Annotated in this window: 17 protein-coding genes; 5 read left to right on the top strand and 12 right to left on the bottom strand. The window is 65.6% G+C overall.

Translation table 11 applies throughout. The features are described 5' to 3' along the window. The 10 genes from nusB to GJ672_RS02305 all read right to left on the bottom strand — a co-directional run bounded on the left by nusB (position 1) and on the right by GJ672_RS02305 (position 8,025). Positions 1–453, bottom strand: coding sequence for a transcription antitermination factor NusB (gene nusB / locus GJ672_RS02350; RefSeq protein WP_154295697.1), 453 nt, complete (start codon positions 451–453; stop codon positions 1–3). Next, positions 450–911, bottom strand: a complete 462-nt coding sequence (gene ribE / locus GJ672_RS02345) for a 6,7-dimethyl-8-ribityllumazine synthase (protein ID WP_154295696.1) — start codon at positions 909–911, stop codon at positions 450–452. Before ribE ends, nusB begins: the two co-directional genes overlap by 4 nt. Positions 912–947: 36 nt before the next feature. After that, positions 948–2,084 carry a 3,4-dihydroxy-2-butanone-4-phosphate synthase gene (ribB, locus tag GJ672_RS02340; protein WP_154295695.1) on the bottom strand — a complete coding sequence of 379 codons (1,137 nt, stop codon included), beginning with the start codon at positions 2,082–2,084 and terminating at the stop codon, positions 948–950. Next, entirely contained in the window at positions 2,081–2,746 is a 666-nt protein-coding gene (locus tag GJ672_RS02335) for a riboflavin synthase (protein WP_154295694.1), read from the bottom strand. The genes ribB and GJ672_RS02335 overlap by 4 nt, the downstream gene beginning before the upstream one ends. Further along, a complete protein-coding gene (ribD, locus tag GJ672_RS02330) occupies positions 2,747–3,829 on the bottom strand; it encodes a bifunctional diaminohydroxyphosphoribosylaminopyrimidine deaminase/5-amino-6-(5-phosphoribosylamino)uracil reductase RibD (protein ID WP_154296993.1) in 1,083 nt (360 codons plus the stop codon). A 29-nt stretch (positions 3,830–3,858) separates the two neighbouring features. Beyond that, positions 3,859–4,344: a transcriptional regulator NrdR gene (gene nrdR, locus GJ672_RS02325; RefSeq protein WP_154295693.1), complete on the bottom strand. Its 486-nt coding sequence runs from the start codon at positions 4,342–4,344 to the stop codon at positions 3,859–3,861. After that, a complete protein-coding gene (glyA, locus tag GJ672_RS02320) occupies positions 4,316–5,620 on the bottom strand; it encodes a serine hydroxymethyltransferase (RefSeq protein WP_154296992.1) in 1,305 nt (434 codons plus the stop codon). The genes nrdR and glyA overlap by 29 nt, the downstream gene beginning before the upstream one ends. 114 nt (positions 5,621–5,734) lie before the next feature. Next, complete coding sequence (locus GJ672_RS02315) at positions 5,735–6,556, bottom strand: substrate-binding domain-containing protein (protein ID WP_229381927.1); 822 nt, start codon at positions 6,554–6,556, stop codon at positions 5,735–5,737. Between the two features lie 15 nt (positions 6,557–6,571). After that, entirely contained in the window at positions 6,572–7,321 is a 750-nt protein-coding gene (locus GJ672_RS02310) for an ATP-binding cassette domain-containing protein (protein ID WP_154295692.1), read from the bottom strand. 5 nt (positions 7,322–7,326) lie between these two features. Continuing rightward, on the bottom strand, positions 7,327–8,025 hold the full coding sequence (locus GJ672_RS02305; RefSeq protein WP_154295691.1) for an ABC transporter permease: 699 nt from the start codon (positions 8,023–8,025) through the stop codon (positions 7,327–7,329). Positions 8,026–8,204: 179 nt separating this feature from the next. Here GJ672_RS02305 and ettA point away from each other — a divergent pair, with 179 nt between their 5' ends. After that, the gene (ettA, locus tag GJ672_RS02300) at positions 8,205–9,872 is read left to right on the top strand and encodes an energy-dependent translational throttle protein EttA (RefSeq protein WP_154295690.1); all 1,668 of its coding nucleotides are present in this window, start codon (positions 8,205–8,207) and stop codon (positions 9,870–9,872) included. Next, complete coding sequence (gene purU / locus GJ672_RS02295; protein WP_154295689.1) at positions 9,872–10,738, top strand: formyltetrahydrofolate deformylase; 867 nt, start codon at positions 9,872–9,874, stop codon at positions 10,736–10,738. Before ettA ends, purU begins: the two co-directional genes overlap by 1 nt. Here the strand turns inward: purU and GJ672_RS02290 are convergent. Next, positions 10,731–11,549, bottom strand: coding sequence for a M48 family metallopeptidase (locus tag GJ672_RS02290; protein ID WP_195759569.1), 819 nt, complete (start codon positions 11,547–11,549; stop codon positions 10,731–10,733). The genes purU and GJ672_RS02290 overlap by 8 nt on opposite strands. A gap of 192 nt (positions 11,550–11,741) precedes the next feature. On the opposite strand from GJ672_RS02290, the gene GJ672_RS02285 reads away from it, so the two are divergent. From GJ672_RS02285 to GJ672_RS02275, 3 genes are read left to right on the top strand one after another with little or no spacing between them, the layout of a single operon-like run. Next, a complete protein-coding gene (locus tag GJ672_RS02285) occupies positions 11,742–13,196 on the top strand; it encodes a circularly permuted type 2 ATP-grasp protein (protein WP_154295688.1) in 1,455 nt (484 codons plus the stop codon). After that, the gene (locus GJ672_RS02280; protein WP_154295687.1) at positions 13,193–14,110 is read left to right on the top strand and encodes an alpha-E domain-containing protein; all 918 of its coding nucleotides are present in this window, start codon (positions 13,193–13,195) and stop codon (positions 14,108–14,110) included. The genes GJ672_RS02285 and GJ672_RS02280 overlap by 4 nt, the downstream gene beginning before the upstream one ends. Continuing rightward, positions 14,104–15,168 carry a putative zinc-binding metallopeptidase gene (locus GJ672_RS02275; protein WP_154295686.1) on the top strand — a complete coding sequence of 355 codons (1,065 nt, stop codon included), beginning with the start codon at positions 14,104–14,106 and terminating at the stop codon, positions 15,166–15,168. Before GJ672_RS02280 ends, GJ672_RS02275 begins: the two co-directional genes overlap by 7 nt. On the opposite strand, the gene GJ672_RS02270 is transcribed toward GJ672_RS02275, so the two are convergent. Next, a complete protein-coding gene (locus GJ672_RS02270; protein ID WP_154295685.1) occupies positions 15,093–15,836 on the bottom strand; it encodes a peptidase in 744 nt (247 codons plus the stop codon). The two genes, GJ672_RS02275 and GJ672_RS02270, sit on opposite strands and share 76 nt — an antisense overlap. Positions 15,837–15,905 lie beyond the last annotated feature (69 nt).

Raw genomic sequence — 15,905 nt, 5'->3', positions numbered from 1 at the left:
TCAGCGTCGTGGCCCGGCCAGCTCGCTGCGGCGCAGCGGGACTTGCCGGCCGACACGATCCAGCACGCCATTGATGAATCGGTGGCTTTGTTCGGCGCCGAAGGCCTTCGCCAGCTCCACCGCCTCGTTCATGCACACCCGATAAGGCACTTCGAAGCGCTCCCGCAACTCGTAGGTCCCCAGTCGCAACAGGGCCAGTTCCACCGGATCCAGGGTTCGGGCGGGCCGATCCAGAAAACCGTCAAAGGCCGCATCCAGTGTTTCCACCTGGGTGGTCACCGCCAGAAACACTTCGGAGAAATACTCCAGATCCATGCGCCCCAGGCGATGTTCGCTCAGGAACTGACGCTCAATGTCCGTCGGGTCCTGCCCGGCCACCTGCCACTGGTAAAGCGCCTGAAGAATACGACGGCGCGCCCGGGAGCGGGCGCGGTTGGCCTCGCGGGCCCTCACAGCTGGCGCAGTAAGCTGATCATCTCGAGCAGCGAGAGCGCCGCTTCGCCACCCTTGTTCCCGGCTTTGGTGCCCGCCCGCTCGATGGCCTGCTCAATGGTGTCGGTGGTAAGAACGCCGAAGGCCACCGGCACACCGCGATGCTGTGAGACCTGACCCAACCCCTTGGCGGCCTCGCCCGCCACGTATTCAAAATGCGGCGTCCCACCCCGGATCACGCACCCCAGGGCCACGATGCCGTCGTATTGGCCACTGGCCGCGGCCCGGTCCGCCACCAGGGGCAGCTCCCAGGCGCCGGGAACCCGGATAAGCGTCAGCGCTTCGTCGGCGACGCCGTGGCGCCGAAGGGTATCCCGGGCACCGCCGATCAGCGAGTCGACGATAAAATCGTTGAAGCGGGTCGCCACCAGGGCGATACGGGCGTTGCTGGCGGTGAAATCGCCTTCGAGGGTTTTCATGATGCTTCGTGTATTCCGTTGATCGAGGCCATCAGATTAAACGGCGGAGTCGACGTAGTCGACCACTTCCATCCCAAAGCCCGACAGGCCGTACATGATTTTGGGTGAGGACAGCACCCGCATCCGCCGAATGCCGAGATCCGTGAGGATCTGTGCACCGGCGCCATAGGTCCTGAGCGCCTGGCTTTGAGCACTGGCGTCGCGCGGTTCCGGGGTGAGCTCCCCACTCTGGGCCAGGGCCTGGAACTCCCGCATGCGGGCCAGCACTTCGGCGCGGTCGTCGGCCTGGCGCAGCATCACCAGGCAGGCCGGCTCACCGTCACAACCCGCGATTTCATCCAGCGCCTGGCGCAATGACCAGGTCTGATCCGGTGCCGTGGCCGAGAACAGGTCGGAGAGGGTGTTCTCCACCTGCACCCGCACCAGCGCGGGCACATCGGGGTCGGGCTGCCCCCGCAACAGGGCGAAATGCAGCGCGCCGTCTACCAGATCCTGATAGGCGTAGAGGTGAAAGCGGCCATATACGGTGGGCAGTTCGCAGTCCGCCACCCGCTCCACCGTGCGCTCGTTGCGCACCCGATAGGCAATCAGATCGGCCACCGTGCCGATTCGAAGATTGTGTTCGCGGGCGAACGCCATCAGGTCGTCCCGCCGGGCCATGGTGCCGTCCTCCTTGAGGACTTCCACGATCACCGCGGCGGGCTCGAACCCCGCCAGCCGGGCGAGATCACAGCCCGCCTCGGTGTGACCCGCGCGGGTGAGCACTCCCCCCGGGGCCGCCATCAGCGGGAACACGTGCCCCGGCTGGATGAGGTCCTCCGGCACCGCCTGAGGCGCCACCGCCGCCTGAATGGTGCGGGCCCGATCGGCGGCCGAAATGCCGGTGGTCACGCCCCGGGCCGCCTCGATGCTCAGGGTAAACTTGGTGCCCTGATGGTCCCCCGAGCCACTCACCATAAGAGGCAGACGCAACTGCTCGCAGCGCTCCCGGGTCAGGGTCAGGCAAATCAGACCGCGGCCGTAACGGGCCATAAAATTGACATCGTCGGGACGGACCATGGAGGCCGGCATCAGCAGATCGCCCTCGTTCTCCCGATCTTCGTCGTCGAGCATCAACACCATGCGCCCCTCCCGGAGCTCGGCGATGATGTCCTCGATGGCATCAAAACTCATTGGTGACTCTCTCTCATGAACCCGCTGCGCCGCAGCAGGGCCTCACTGACGCCGCCGTGCTCCGAGGCGGCGCGGCCTTCCAGCAGTCGCTCCAGATATCGGGCTACCTGGTCCACCTCGAGGTTGACCGGATGCCCGGCTCCAATGTGCCCCAGGGTGGTGACCGCCGCCGTATGCGGCACGATATTGACATCAAATTCACAGCCATCCACGGCATTGACGGTCAGGCTGATGCCTTCAATGGCAATGGACCCCTTGGCAGCGATGTAGCGGCTCAACGCCTCCGGCGCGCGAAATCGCCAGTGCTCGGAACGGCCTGCCGGCTCGCGCAGCACCACGGTGCCGACACCGTCCACGTGACCGCTCACCAGATGCCCGCCCAGCGGCGTCTGCAGGGTCAGCGCCGTTTCCAGGTTGACGGCATCCCCCGGAGCCAGCGTCCCCAGGGTGGTGCAATCCAGAGTCTCCAGAGAGACGTCCGCGGCAAAACCGCTGGCATCCACCTCCACCGCGGTCAGACAGCAGCCGTTGACGGCGATGCTGTCACCGACGCGCACGGCCGCAAGATCCAGGCCGTCGGTGTCCACCCGCAGGCGCCGGTCACCGCCCAGGTGGCGGGATTCCCGGAGTTGCCCGGTGGCCTCGATAATCCCCGTGAACATTCAGTGCTCTCCGTCTTGATTGATCGTAAAAGTCAGCCGCCAGTCCTGGCCCACATGGCGCTCGTCCACCCGTCGCAGGGGCACCCGATCCGCCATGCTGGACAACCCGTTCAGGGCCAGCATGGGATGACCCTCGTGTCCCATGAGATGCGGCGCCAGGTACACCACCAGTTCGTTGACCAGCCCGGCCTGCAGCCATGCACCAGTCAATCGCGGGCCTGCTTCCAACAGCACCTCGTTGACCTGGGCCTCCGCCAGGGTTTCCAGGGCCGCCCGCGGGCTGACATGGCCATCCTCACCCATGGGTACCTGCCAGAGCTCGGCGCCGGCATGCACCAGATCCGATTCCCGGCCGGGCATCTCGCCGCCGTGAATGATCACGACCCCCCGCTGATCACCGATGAGGCCGGCCTCCACCGGAGTGCGCAGACGGGAGTCCATCACCACCCGTTGCGGCGGCAGAAAGTCGGTGTCAATGTCCCGCACCGTCAACCGGGGGTCATCGGCGATCACCGTGTCCACGCCGGTGACGATGGCGCTGCTCACCGCCCGCAGGGCGTGGACGTCGCGCCGGGCTTCCGGGCTGGTAATCCAGCGGCTCTCCCCCGACGCCATGGCGGTGCGCCCGTCAAGGCTGGCGGCCAGCTTGGCCCGAACGAAGGGGAGACCATCGCGCATCCGCCGGAAAAAGCCGGGATTGAGGGCCTCGGACTCCGCCGCCAGTAAGCCGGCAGCCACCGCCACTCCCGCCTGCTTCAGGCGCTCCAGGCCGGCGCCCGCCACGCGGGGGTTGGGGTCGGTGGCCCCCACCACCACCCGGGCGATGCCCGCTTCGATCAGTGCATCCGCACAGGGCGGCGTTCGGCCGTAATGACTGCAGGGCTCAAGCGTGACGTAGGCCGTGGCGCCAGTGGCGCGATCGCCGGCCTGGCGCAATGCCAGCACTTCGGCGTGGGGCTCCCCGGCCCGCTGATGCCAACCTTCGGCCACGGGCTCGCCGTCCTGGACGAGGACACAACCCACCCGGGGATTGGGATCACAGGTTAGCCGCCCACGGGCGGCCAGCTTGAGGGCCCGTGCCATCCAGCGATGATCCGCCGCGCTGAAGTCGATCACCGGCTTTCTCCGGACTCCCCGGATGACGCAGTCCGGCCTTCCAGGCCTTCGATCACCTCACGGAAGGCGCTGACGTCTTCGAAGCTCCGGTAGACCGAGGCGAAGCGCACGTATGCCACCTGATCCAGTTCGCGGAGTTCTTCCATGACCCATTCGCCGATCTGGCTGGCGGGCACTTCTCCCTCGCCCAGCGCCTGGATGTTCTGGCGGATGCGAGCCAGCGACGCCTCCACTGCCGGGGTCGCCACCGGCCGTTTCTCCAGGGCCCGCATCATCCCGGTCCGCAGCCGATGCTCATCGAACAGCACCCGGGTGCCGTCGCGCTTGACCACGCGCGGCATGACCAACTCCGCTGACTCGTAGGTGGTAAACCGCTCGCCGCAGGCCACACACTCCCGGCGACGCCGGACTTGGTCGCCTTCGGCGGCTAGCCGGCTGTCAACTACTCGGGTGTCATGTGCCTGACAGAACGGACAGCGCATCCGCGCCCTTGACCTCCTGCAGGGCCTCGTACACCGGGAAGCGCCGGCACAGGTTGGTGACCTGCTCCCGCACCCGGGCCCGGACGACGTCATCCTCCAGGTTGTCGAGCACGTCGCAGATCCAGTTGGCGAGCTGCCGGGACTCCGCCTCACCGAATCCGCGGGTGGTAATGGCCGGCGTGCCGATGCGCAGACCCGACGTCACGAAGGGCGACTGCGGGTCATTGGGGACGGTGTTCTTGTTCACCGTGATGTGGGCGTCCTCGAGCGCCGCATCGGCGTCCTTGCCCGTGATCCCCTTGTCCACCAGATCCAGCAGGAACAGATGGTTGTCCGTGCCGCCGGATACCACTTTGTAGCCCCGCTCCATCACGGCGTCCGCCATGGCACGGGCATTGGCGATGACCTTTTCCTGATAGACCCGGAACGATGGATCCTGGGCCTCCCGGAAGGCAACCGCCTTGCCGGCGATGACGTGCATGAGCGGCCCACCCTGGGTGCCCGGGAAGATCAGTGACTGGAAGCGCTTGGTGACGTCGGGGTTTTCCCGAGCCAGGATCAGGCCGCCCCGCGGGCCGCGCAGGCTTTTGTGGGTGGTGGTGGTCACCGCATCGGCGTAGGGCACCGGGCTGGGATAGACCCCGGCCGCCACCAGCCCCGCCACATGGGCCATGTCCGCCACCAGGTAAGCGCCCACGGCATCGGCGATCGCCCGAAAGCGCGCCCAGTGGATGATGCGGGAATAGGCCGAGAATCCGGCGACGATGATTTTGGGCTGATGCTCGTGGGCCAGCCGCTCGACCTGGGCGTAGTCAATTTCGCCGGTGCTGGAATCGAGCCCGTACTGCACCGCGTTGTAGAGCTTGCCCGAGAAATTCGGCTTGGCACCGTGGGTCAGATGCCCGCCGTGATCGAGGCTCAGCCCCAGCAGGGTGTCACCCGGATTGGCCAGGGCCATGAACACCGCCAGGTTGGCGCCGGAGCCGGAATGGGGCTGAACGTTGGCATAGGCCGCGCCGAACAGGGCCTTGGCCCGCTCAACCGCCAGTCGCTCGGCCTCGTCAACAAACTCGCAACCCCCGTAGTAGCGCTTGCCCGGATAGCCTTCGGCGTACTTGTTGGTGAGCACGCTACCCTGAGTCTCCAGAACCCGCGGGCTGGCGTAGTTCTCGGAGGCGATGAGCTCGATGTGCTCCTCCTGGCGACGCTGCTCCCGCTCAATGGCAGCTGCAAGCTCGGGATCGAAACCGGCCACGGTCATGTTGCTGGAATACATGCCTATCCCTCGTGACATTTGGAATACAAATGTGAGAAGCCACCAGCAAACCGGTGGCTCCTGCGAACTACAATCATGGTAAAGGATTCATCCCGGGCATGCATGCCGCGTGCATTATTGAGGACCGGCCATCGGTATGAACAGGGCCTGACCCCGCAGCTGATACTCGCCAATGGCCATCTGCCCAGCCTCGGAAACCAGCCACTCGTGCCACTCCAGGGCCATCCCGTGCTTAACATCGTGACGTCCGGGGTTCACCAGGACACTGCCGTAAGGGTTGAACAGGATCGGGTCACCTTCGAACAGAATCTCGAGGTTCTGGCGGTTATCAAAGCTGATCCACGTACCACGGTCTGCCAGAAGATAGGCGTCCATGGCCGCCGCCGTGTTCAGCGCCGCGCCCATGCCGGATCCCAGTTCACGATACCAGGGGGCAGCCGGCTCGATTCCCGCCTCGGCCCAGACTTCAAGCTCTTTTTTATGGGTGCCGCTGTCATCGCCGCGTGAAGCGAACGCGACCTCAGCCATCGCAATGAGGTCGAAGGCCGCGACAGCCGATTCGGCATCGGCAATGCCCGCGGGATCATCACCCGGGCCAATGACCACGAAGTCGTTGTACATCACCTGGCGGCGATCCACACCACAGCCATCCACAACGAACTGACGCTCTGTGGCGGGCGCATGAACGAGCACGGCATCGGCATCCCCATTGCAGCCAATGCGCAGGGCTTGCCCCGTGCCCACGGCCACCACCCGCACCTCAATGCCAGTGGCTGCCTCGAACGACCGCACGAGCGACTCGAGCAGCCCCGAATTCTCGATGGACGTCGTGGAGGCAATGGTAATGAAACCCCGCTCCTGAGCCGTTGCGCCTGAAATGAGCCCCAGACCGGCCAGCAGGCCCGCTGCCAAGACAATGAGTTTCGGATTTATCAAGCAACCTCCAGCGATTCATGAAGGATTGGCGACCACGGGCTCGGTGCCCCGTTCGGCCGTCAGAAAACGCACCGCCTCGGGTGTCGAGGGATGGGTGAGCAGACTCGCGGCCGGACCCCGCTCGACGAGGCGACCCCCGGCGAGAAAAAGACAGTCGTCCCCGAGTCGACGCGCCTGGCCCAGGTTGTGGGTGACCATCACAATGCGGGTGCCGTGTTCATCGAACTGCCGGATGGCCGCCTCGACGGCCTGGGTGGTCGCCGGATCCAGGGCCGAGGTCGGTTCATCAAGGAACAACACCTCGGGGCGCAATACCCAGGCGCGGGCGAGTGCCAGGCGCTGCTGTTCGCCACCCGAAAGCACCCGCGCCGAGCGTCCGGCGAGCTCGACAAGTCCGACCCGCTCCAGCGCGGCGAGGGCACGCTGACGACTTTGCCGGCGGCCAAGGCCCTGCACCTGCAGGGGATAGCGCACGTTGGCCAGCACCGAGCGGCGCAGCATGATCGGTCGCTGAAAGACCAGCGCCTGGCGCCGGCGCACCACCACCTGCTCGGGCGATCCCAATGTGCCGGCCCTGACGCGCCCCGTGCTGGGCGCCAGCAGGCCATGGCAGAGTCGCAGCAGAAGGCTTTTGCCGGCGCCATTCGGCCCCACAATGACCGTTCGTCCAGAGCCGGCCAGAGTCAGGTCAATGGGGCCCAGCAGGGGCTGCCCCCGGGGCGCGAAAGTCACCCCCTGCAGCACCAGTGGCCATGTATCCGCCATGTTCCTCACCCCCCGTAGCGCTGGCGGGAGAACTCCCCCAGCCCATAGGCCAGCCCATTCACCAGCAGGGTGATCAGCATCAGAATAATGCCGAGGGCGAGGGCCAGCGTCAGATTGCCCTTATTGGTCTCAAGAGCAATGGCCGTGGTCATTACCCGGGTGACGCCGGCGATGTTGCCGCCCACAATCAGCACGGCACCCACTTCAGCCACTGCCCGGCCGAATCCGGCCAGCAGCGCGGTGATCAGGCTGTAGCGTCCGTCCCAGAGCAGGGTTGGAATGGCCCGCAGACGCCCGGCGCCCAGAGACGTGAGTTGGTCGCGGTATTCCACCCACAGATCGCTGATGATCTGCCGCGTGAGTGCCGCGACGACGGGAAAAATGAGCAGACTCTGCACGATGACCATGGCCGTCGGCGTGAACAGCAAGCCCAGCTCACCCAGGGGACCAGCCCGCGACAGAAGCAGATAGACCATGAGCCCCGCGACCACCGGCGGCAATCCCATCAGGGCATTCAGCAGGACAATCACTGCGCTCCGACCAGGAAACTGAAACAGCGCCACGGCCGCCCCAATGGGCAGAGCCAACAGGCTGGCAAAGAAAACGGCTGACAAACTCACGCCCAGTGATAGCCGGACTATGCCCAGCAGCTCGGCATCGCCCGTCAGCATCAAGCCGAAGGCACTGGCTAAGGCCTCGATCATGACCGGGAACTCTCCTCCTCTTTGCCGACAATTGTAGGTAACCTTTGATCAAAGCGCGCAACATCACGCTTTCGCGAATACGCCGCGGCCATGGGCGGCTATGACGTGAGCGAGTGCGGCCGCGTGCTGTATAACGCCTGAGGCTTCTCTCCACCGCCCGGACTTCGTAAACTGGCGGGATGGCACAATATATCTACACCATGAATCGGGTCGGCAAGGTCGTCCCGCCCAAAAAACACATCCTTCGCGACATTTCGCTGTCCTTTTTTCCCGGCGCCAAGATCGGGGTGCTCGGCCTGAATGGCTCGGGCAAGTCGACCCTGCTCCGGATCATGGCCGGGCTGGACACCGACATCGAAGGCGAGGCCCGCCCCCAGCCCGGCATCAACATCGGCTATCTGCCCCAGGAGCCCGAACTGGACGCCGACAAGGACGTTCGCGGCAACGTCGAAGAAGGCGTTGCCGAGACCAAGGCGCTGCTGGACCAGTTCAACGAAGTGTCCGCCCGGTTTGCCGATCCGGATGCGGATTTCGAAGCGCTGATGGCCGAGCAGGGCAAGCTCCAGGACAAAATCGACGCCGCCGATGCCTGGGACCTGGAGCGCAAGCTGGATCAGGCTGCCGAGGCCCTGCGTCTGCCGCCCTGGGAGGCCGATGTCACCAAGCTGTCCGGCGGCGAACGGCGGCGGGTGGCCCTGTGCCGGCTGCTGCTCTCCAACCCCGACATGCTGCTGCTGGATGAGCCCACCAACCACCTGGACGCCGAATCCGTGGCCTGGCTGGAGCGCTTCCTGGCGGAATTCCCCGGCACCGTGGTGGCGGTGACCCATGATCGCTATTTCCTGGACAACGTCGCTGGATGGATTCTCGAGCTGGACCGGGGTCACGGCATTCCCTGGCAGGGCAACTACTCCTCCTGGCTGGAGCAGAAAGAACAGCGCCTCGCCCAGGAAGCCCGGGAACAGGCGGCTCACCGCAAGGCCATGCAGGCCGAGCTTGAATGGGTCCGCTCCAACCCCAAGGGCCGGCAATCCAAGAGCAAGGCCCGACTGAAGCAGTTCGACGAGCTGCAGTCCCGGGAATTTCAGGAGCGTAACGAGACCAACGAGATCTACATCCCGCCGGGGCCGCGGCTTGGCAACGTGGTGGTCGAGGCCGATGGCGTCCGCAAGGGATTTGACCACACCCTGCTGGTGGACGGCCTGTCCTTCACCCTCCCCGCCGGCGGTATCTGCGGCATCATCGGCCCCAACGGCGCCGGCAAGACCACCATGTTCCGCATGATCGTCGGTCAGGAAGCGCCGGATGACGGACAGCTGCGGCTGGGGGATACCGTGGATCTGGCCTATGTGGATCAGAGCCGCGATCACTTGGATGGCAGCAAAACCGTCTGGGAGGAAATCTCCGGCGGCCACGACATCCTTCAGGTGGGCAAGTACGAAGTGAACTCCCGCGCCTACGTCGGCCGGTTCAATTTCAAGGGCCAGGATCAGCAGAAACGCATCGGTGACCTCTCCGGTGGTGAGCGCAACCGGGTCCACCTGGCCAAGCTGCTCCAGCGGGGCGGCAACCTGCTGCTGCTGGACGAACCCACCAACGACCTTGACGTGGAAACCCTGCGGGCGCTTGAGGAAGCACTGCTGGTTTTCCCCGGCTCGGCCATGGTGATCTCCCATGACCGCTGGTTCCTGGACCGCATCGCCACCCATATTCTGGCGTTCGAAGGGGACAGTCAGGTCACCTGGTTCGAGGGCAACTATCAGGAGTATGAAGCGGATCGCCGCAAGCGCCTGGGGGACGATGCCCTGAACCCGCAGCGCATCAAGTACCGCCGCCTGGCGGGCTGATGAGCCGGGAGGCCCGCACCGCCACGCTGCTCATGCACTGCCCGGACCGCCCCGGGCTGGTGGCCGCCGTGACCCGGTTTCTGGCCGGGCACGGCGCCAACATCATCGACCTGGATCAGCACGTGGACCGCGCCGAGGGCGTGTTCTTCATGCGGGTCAAATGGGAGCTGGCCGGCTTCCGGCTGGATACCGACGATTTTGCCGGGTCCTTCGAGACCGCCGTCGCCCGGGATTTCGGCGCCACCTGGCAACTCCATCATGATCGGCGCCCGCTGCGCATGGCGATTTTCGTCTCCCGCATGCCCCATTGCCTGTATGACCTGCTGTCCCGCTGGCAGTCCGGTGAGTGGTCGGTGGAAATCCCGCTCATCATCAGTAATCACGACACCCTGCGGCCGGTGGCCGAGCAGTTCGGCGTGCCGTTCCAGCGCTTTGAAATCACGCCGGAGACCAAGGCCGAGCAGGAAGCCCGGGAAGTTGCGCTGCTGCGTGAACACGGCGTGGACCTGGTGGTGCTGGCCCGCTACATGCAGGTGGTGACGCCCATCCTGATTGATGCCTTTCCCCAGCAGATGATCAACATTCACCACTCATTTCTGCCCGCCTTCGCCGGGGCACGGCCCTACCATGCCGCCCATGCCCGGGGGGTGAAAATCATCGGGGCCACCAGCCACTACGTCACCGAAGACCTGGACGCCGGCCCGATCATTGAGCAGGACGTCACCCGCATCAGTCATCGCGACTCGGTGGGGGAACTGGTTCGCAAGGGCCAGGACCTGGAAAAGCTCGTGCTGGCCCGGGGCGTCTGGGCCCACCTTCAGCACCAGACGCTGGTCTACCGGAACCGCACCATCGTTTTCAGTTAGCCGCCGGGGCCGGATCACAGTCCGGTATCCGGCCGGCGTCCTGAGCCTGTTCGTAGTAATACAGGGCCCGCGGCATACGGGACCGCAGATCCTCAATGCGAGTGTCCCGGGAGGGATGAGTGGACAGGAACTCCGGCGGCTGCGCCCCGCCGGCTTCGGCCATGTTCTCCCACAGCTTGACGCTCTCCTCGGGGTCGAACCCGGAGCGGGCCATGAGCTCCAGGCCGATGGCATCCGCCTCGGATTCATGGCTGCGGCTGAACGGCAGAATGATGCCCACCTGAGCGCCCACCCCCAGTATGGCCAGCTGCTCCCGGCGACGGGGGTCATCGCCGGCGGCAATCTGCAGCGCCCCCAACCCCAACACCGTGGCGAACTCCGTGGACATGCGCTCGTTGGCGTGACGGGCCATCACATGGCCCATTTCATGACCGATCACCGTCGCCAGCTGGGCCTGATTTTCGGCAACATCCAGCAGCCCGGTATATACGCCCATCTTGCCGCCGGGCAAGGCAAAGGCGTTCACCTGGTCACTCTCGAACACCGTGACCTCCCATTCCTCCTTATCCCGGTATTCATCGGGAATCTGGGGGATGAGCGCATCGGTGACGCACTGCACATACTCCACCTGCTCGCTGCGGCTGAGCACCGGCTCCTCCTCACGAATCTGGGAATAAGCCTGAATGCCCATGCTGCGCATCTGCGCCTCGGGGAACAGATGGAGCTGCTGACGGCCGGTGGGGGACGTGGCGCAGGCGGCAACCAGTAGCGCAAGCACCAAAATGGACAGCACGCGCCAGTGGCGCACCATCTTAGTGCGCTGACGACCGCCACCGGGCGGCACGGATGGACCCCTGTGACGGAGCCGGACGGCTCGGTGAGCCATGATTGACCTCCTGGCCGGGACGACCGGCCTCATTATCGCCGCCCCCGGGGCAATCACCAAGCCCGCTGGCGCGTTTCCTGCAACGATCCGTGCAGTCACCATTGCCGGGAGAGTGAAATGCCAGGCCATTTCCACGGCTATCAGAATCATCCGTTCCACGACGAGATGCTGTCCTGTCCGGTCACTCCCCGACCGGCGGCACGGCCACTCTATGACACGCTTCAGGGCATGGACCGGGGCGCCATCAGCGACCGAAGCCGGGCACTGGAAGCGGCCATCGACGCCATGGGCATCACCTTCACCGTCTACAGCGAAGGCCAGAACATCGACCGGCACTGGCCCCTGGATCTGGTGCCCCGGATTATCGAACTCGGTGAGTGGCAGCAGATTCACGAAGGACTCTGCCAACGGGTCACCGCCCTCAATCATTTCATCGACGACCTCTACGGCGAACAGGCCGCTGTCCGCGACGGCATCCTGCCCGCCGAGCTGCTGGCCGGCTCACGCAACTTCCGGGAGCCCTGCCGGGGCGTTCGGCCCGCCTATGGCGTCTGGGCACACATCTGCGGCAGCGATCTGGTGCGGGACGAGCACGGCATCGTGCGGGTGCTCGAGGACAATCTGCGGGTGCCGAGCGGCGTCTCCTACATGCTGGAGAACCGCCATGTGATGAAACGCATCTTCCCTGAGCTGTTCGCCAACCAGACCATCCTGCCGGTGGATGACTACTGCAGCCAGCTGCTGGACACCCTCGGCAGCCTGGCCCCGGCGGATGTGGCCAGCCCGGAGATCGTGGTGCTGACCCCGGGAATCTACAACTCCGCCTACTTCGAGCACAGCTATCTCGCCCAGCAGATGGGCGCCGAGCTGGTGGAGGGGCGGGACCTGTTCGTGGACAGCGATGATTGCCTTTACATGCGCACCATCGCCGGGCCAGCCCGGGTGGACGTGGTCTACCGGCGCATCGATGACGATTTTCTGGATCCGGAGGTCTTCCGGCCGGACTCGACCCTGGGCGTGGCCGGGCTGATGCGGGCCTGGCGGGCTGGCAATGTGGCCATCGCCAATGCCCCGGGGGCCGGCGTCGCCGACGACAAGGTCATCTATGCCTTCATGCCGGAGCTGATTCGCTATTACCTCGGCGAGTCGCCGCGCCTGGCCAACGTTCCCACCTGGCGCTGCCTGTACCCCGACGAATGCGATTACGTGCTGGATCATCTCGACGAAATGGTGGTCAAGCCCGCCAACGAGTCCGGCGGCTACGGCATGCTGGTGGGGCCGCGCTCCAGCAACGAAATGCGCCGTCAGTTCGCCAAGCTGATCCGCAGCGACCCCCGCAACTATATCGCCCAGCCCACCCTGGGGCTGTCCACGGTGCCGACCCTGGTTGAGGACCGCTTCGAGCCCCGCCACGTGGATCTGCGGCCCTTCGTACTGCATGGCCGACGACAGCACGTCACCATGGGGGGACTGAGCCGGGTGGCCCTGCCCCGGGGCTCGCTGGTGGTGAACTCCTCCCAGGGCGGTGGCAGCAAGGACACCTGGGTGGTGGATGCCGGAGGTGGGCCATGATGCTCTCCCGGGTGGGCGAACAGCTCTACTGGATGTCCCGGTACCTGGAGCGCATGGACAACACCGCCCGACTGATCAAGGCCACCACCCAGCAGATGCTGGATGCCCGCCACCCGGCGGACTGGCGGGCGCCGGTGGACATCCTCGGCGCGGGCATGCTGTTCGACGGCCGGGAGCTGGCCGCCCACGAATCCACGGTCATGGCCTTTCTGATCGATGACGCCCATCAGCCCGGATCGATCCGCGCCTGCGTGCGCGCCGCCCGGGAAAACGCCCGAACCGTGCGCGAACTGCTGCCCACCGATGTCTGGGAAGGCATCAACGAGCTCCACGGGGTGATGCGGGACGATTTCGGTACCAACACCCGGCGCCGCCGGCGACTGGACTTCCTGCGCCACCTAATTGCCACCAACCAACGCATTAACGGCATCATCGAAGGTACCCTTTCCCACGGGCCGCCCTACCATTTCATCCTGCTGGCGCGGCTGCTGGAGCGCGCCGACATGACCAGCCGCATCCTGGATAAGCACACCACCGGCGAGGTCGATAACGGCGGCTCGCCGGACGGCTGGATGAACACCCTGCATGCCCTGGACGGCTATCTCATGTACCGTCAGAGCCTTGGGGTGGGTCTTGATCCGCGCTCGGTGGTCCGCTTTCTGATGCTGGACCCCGCCTTCCCCCGCTCGGTGCGCTTCTGCCTGCGACACATGGGGGATGCCCTGCTGGCACTGCCAAGATCCGCGCCGGTACTGGCCGAGGTACAACGACTGGATCGCCGTCATGTCGAGGCCGAGCCCCATCGACTGGCCCTTGGCGCCCTGCACGACTACATCGATCAGCTGCAGACCGAGCTGGCCGACATCCACGGGCTGATTGCCCGGCATTACTTCCCGGAGCCTCTGACTTGCTGACCTATGCCTGCACCTGTGGCAACCGGCTTTTTTTCGGCAACACCCGCTGCCTGACCTGCGACCGCCCGCTGGGTTTTCTCCCCCGGCAGCGGCTGCTGACTCCGCTGGAGTCGGATCGACGCAGCACCCTGCGCGCCGTGGCCGCCGCCGGTTCACCGGCGGTCCGGCACTGCGCCAACCACGAGGCCGCCGGCTGTGACTGGCTGGTGGACGCGGACGATCCCAATGATCTGTGCATCGCCTGTCGGCTCACCGCGGTCATCCCCGACCTTAATGGTCCCCAGCATCGCCTCTACTGGCAACGCCTGGAGTCCGCCAAGCGCTATCTGCTCTGCGACCTGGTGCGACTGGGCCTGCCGATTGCGGATCGCCATCAGGACCCCCATCGGGGCCTGGTCATCGACTTTCTCGCCGATCAGACCACTCCCAGCGGCGTGGAGCAGATCACCACCGGCCACCAGGGGGGCCGCATCACCATCAACATTGCCGAGGCGGATGATGTCCATCGGGAAGCCCAGCGGGTGCTGCTGGGCGAGACCTATCGAACCCTGCTGGGTCATCTGCGACACGAGAGCGGCCACTATTACTGGATGCGCCTGATCGAGCCGGATCCGGCGCGGATTGAGGCGTTTCGGCAGCGGTTCGGGGACGAGCGCCGCGACTATGCCACCGCCATGGATGAGTATTATCAGCATGGCGCCTGCCCGGACTGGGCGAGCCGCCACATCAGCGCCTACGCGAGCGCCCATCCCTGGGAAGACTGGGCGGAAACCTGGGCCCATTACCTGCACATCACCGATGCGCTGGAGACCGCCCGGGATTTCGGCATCCTGGCGGCGCCGGAGCGGCCGGACCTGGGCGACGAGCTATCCCGCTGGAACGAACTCAGCCAGGCGCTGAACGCCCTCTCCCGAAGCGTCGGAGTGCAGGATCCCTACCCCTTTACCCTCAACGAGACCGTGGCCGAGAAACTGGCCCTGATTCACTCGCTGATGCCGTCCCCCGGCAACTCCGGCAGGGTCTCGAACACCCGGTCCAGCCCTTCCCCCCAGGCCTGACGCAGCGACAGCCAGTAGGGGTCCTCGGCATCCAGGCGGCGCTGCCCCGCCGCGCTCAACTGACCCCGGGCGACCACCAGCAAATCCACCGGTGGACCCACCGACAGGTTGCTGCGCATGGTGGAATCCAGGGAGACCAGTGCACAGAGCCCGGCCCGATGAAGCGGCAGTGACGGCCGAATCATCCGATCGAGGATGGGCTTGCCGTACTTGGTCTCCCCGATCTGAATGAACGGCTGCTCACCGGCCACCGTAATGAAGTTGCCCTGGGGATAAACCAGGTGGATGGCCGGGTCCTGATCGCCAATCTGGCCGCCGAGAATGAAAGTGGCATCTAGCGCCACCTGGCTGCGCTCGCCCGCGGCCACGGCGGCGGCTTCCTGGCAGCCAACGCTCACCCCGCCCAGATAACCCGCCGCCGCATCCAGGGTGTCCAACCGGGCCAGACTGTCCGCCGCGTCCTCGTCGATGTCCCGCTGCAGGGCGCGCAGCACCGCCTGGGTGGTGGCCAGATTGCCCGCCGACAGCATCACCAGCAGGCGCTCCCCCGGCCACTCGAAGACATGCATCTTGCGGTAAGTGCTGATGTCGTCCACCGCCGCATGGGTTCGCGAGTCCGAGGCGAACACCAGCCCCTCGTCCACCTGCGCGGCCAGGCAATACGTCACGGTAGCGTCGGCATCAATCCCGTCATTGTTGGAAGTGTAGTACGCCCGGCGGGTCGCGGATACACCGCG

Origin of the sequence: Spiribacter sp. 2438, from assembly GCF_009676705.1 — a bacterium.
GTDB lineage: Bacteria > Pseudomonadota > Gammaproteobacteria > Nitrococcales > Nitrococcaceae > Spiribacter.
Note: the sequence above shows the minus strand (reverse complement) of the source record. Positions and strands in the feature narration are given on the sequence as shown.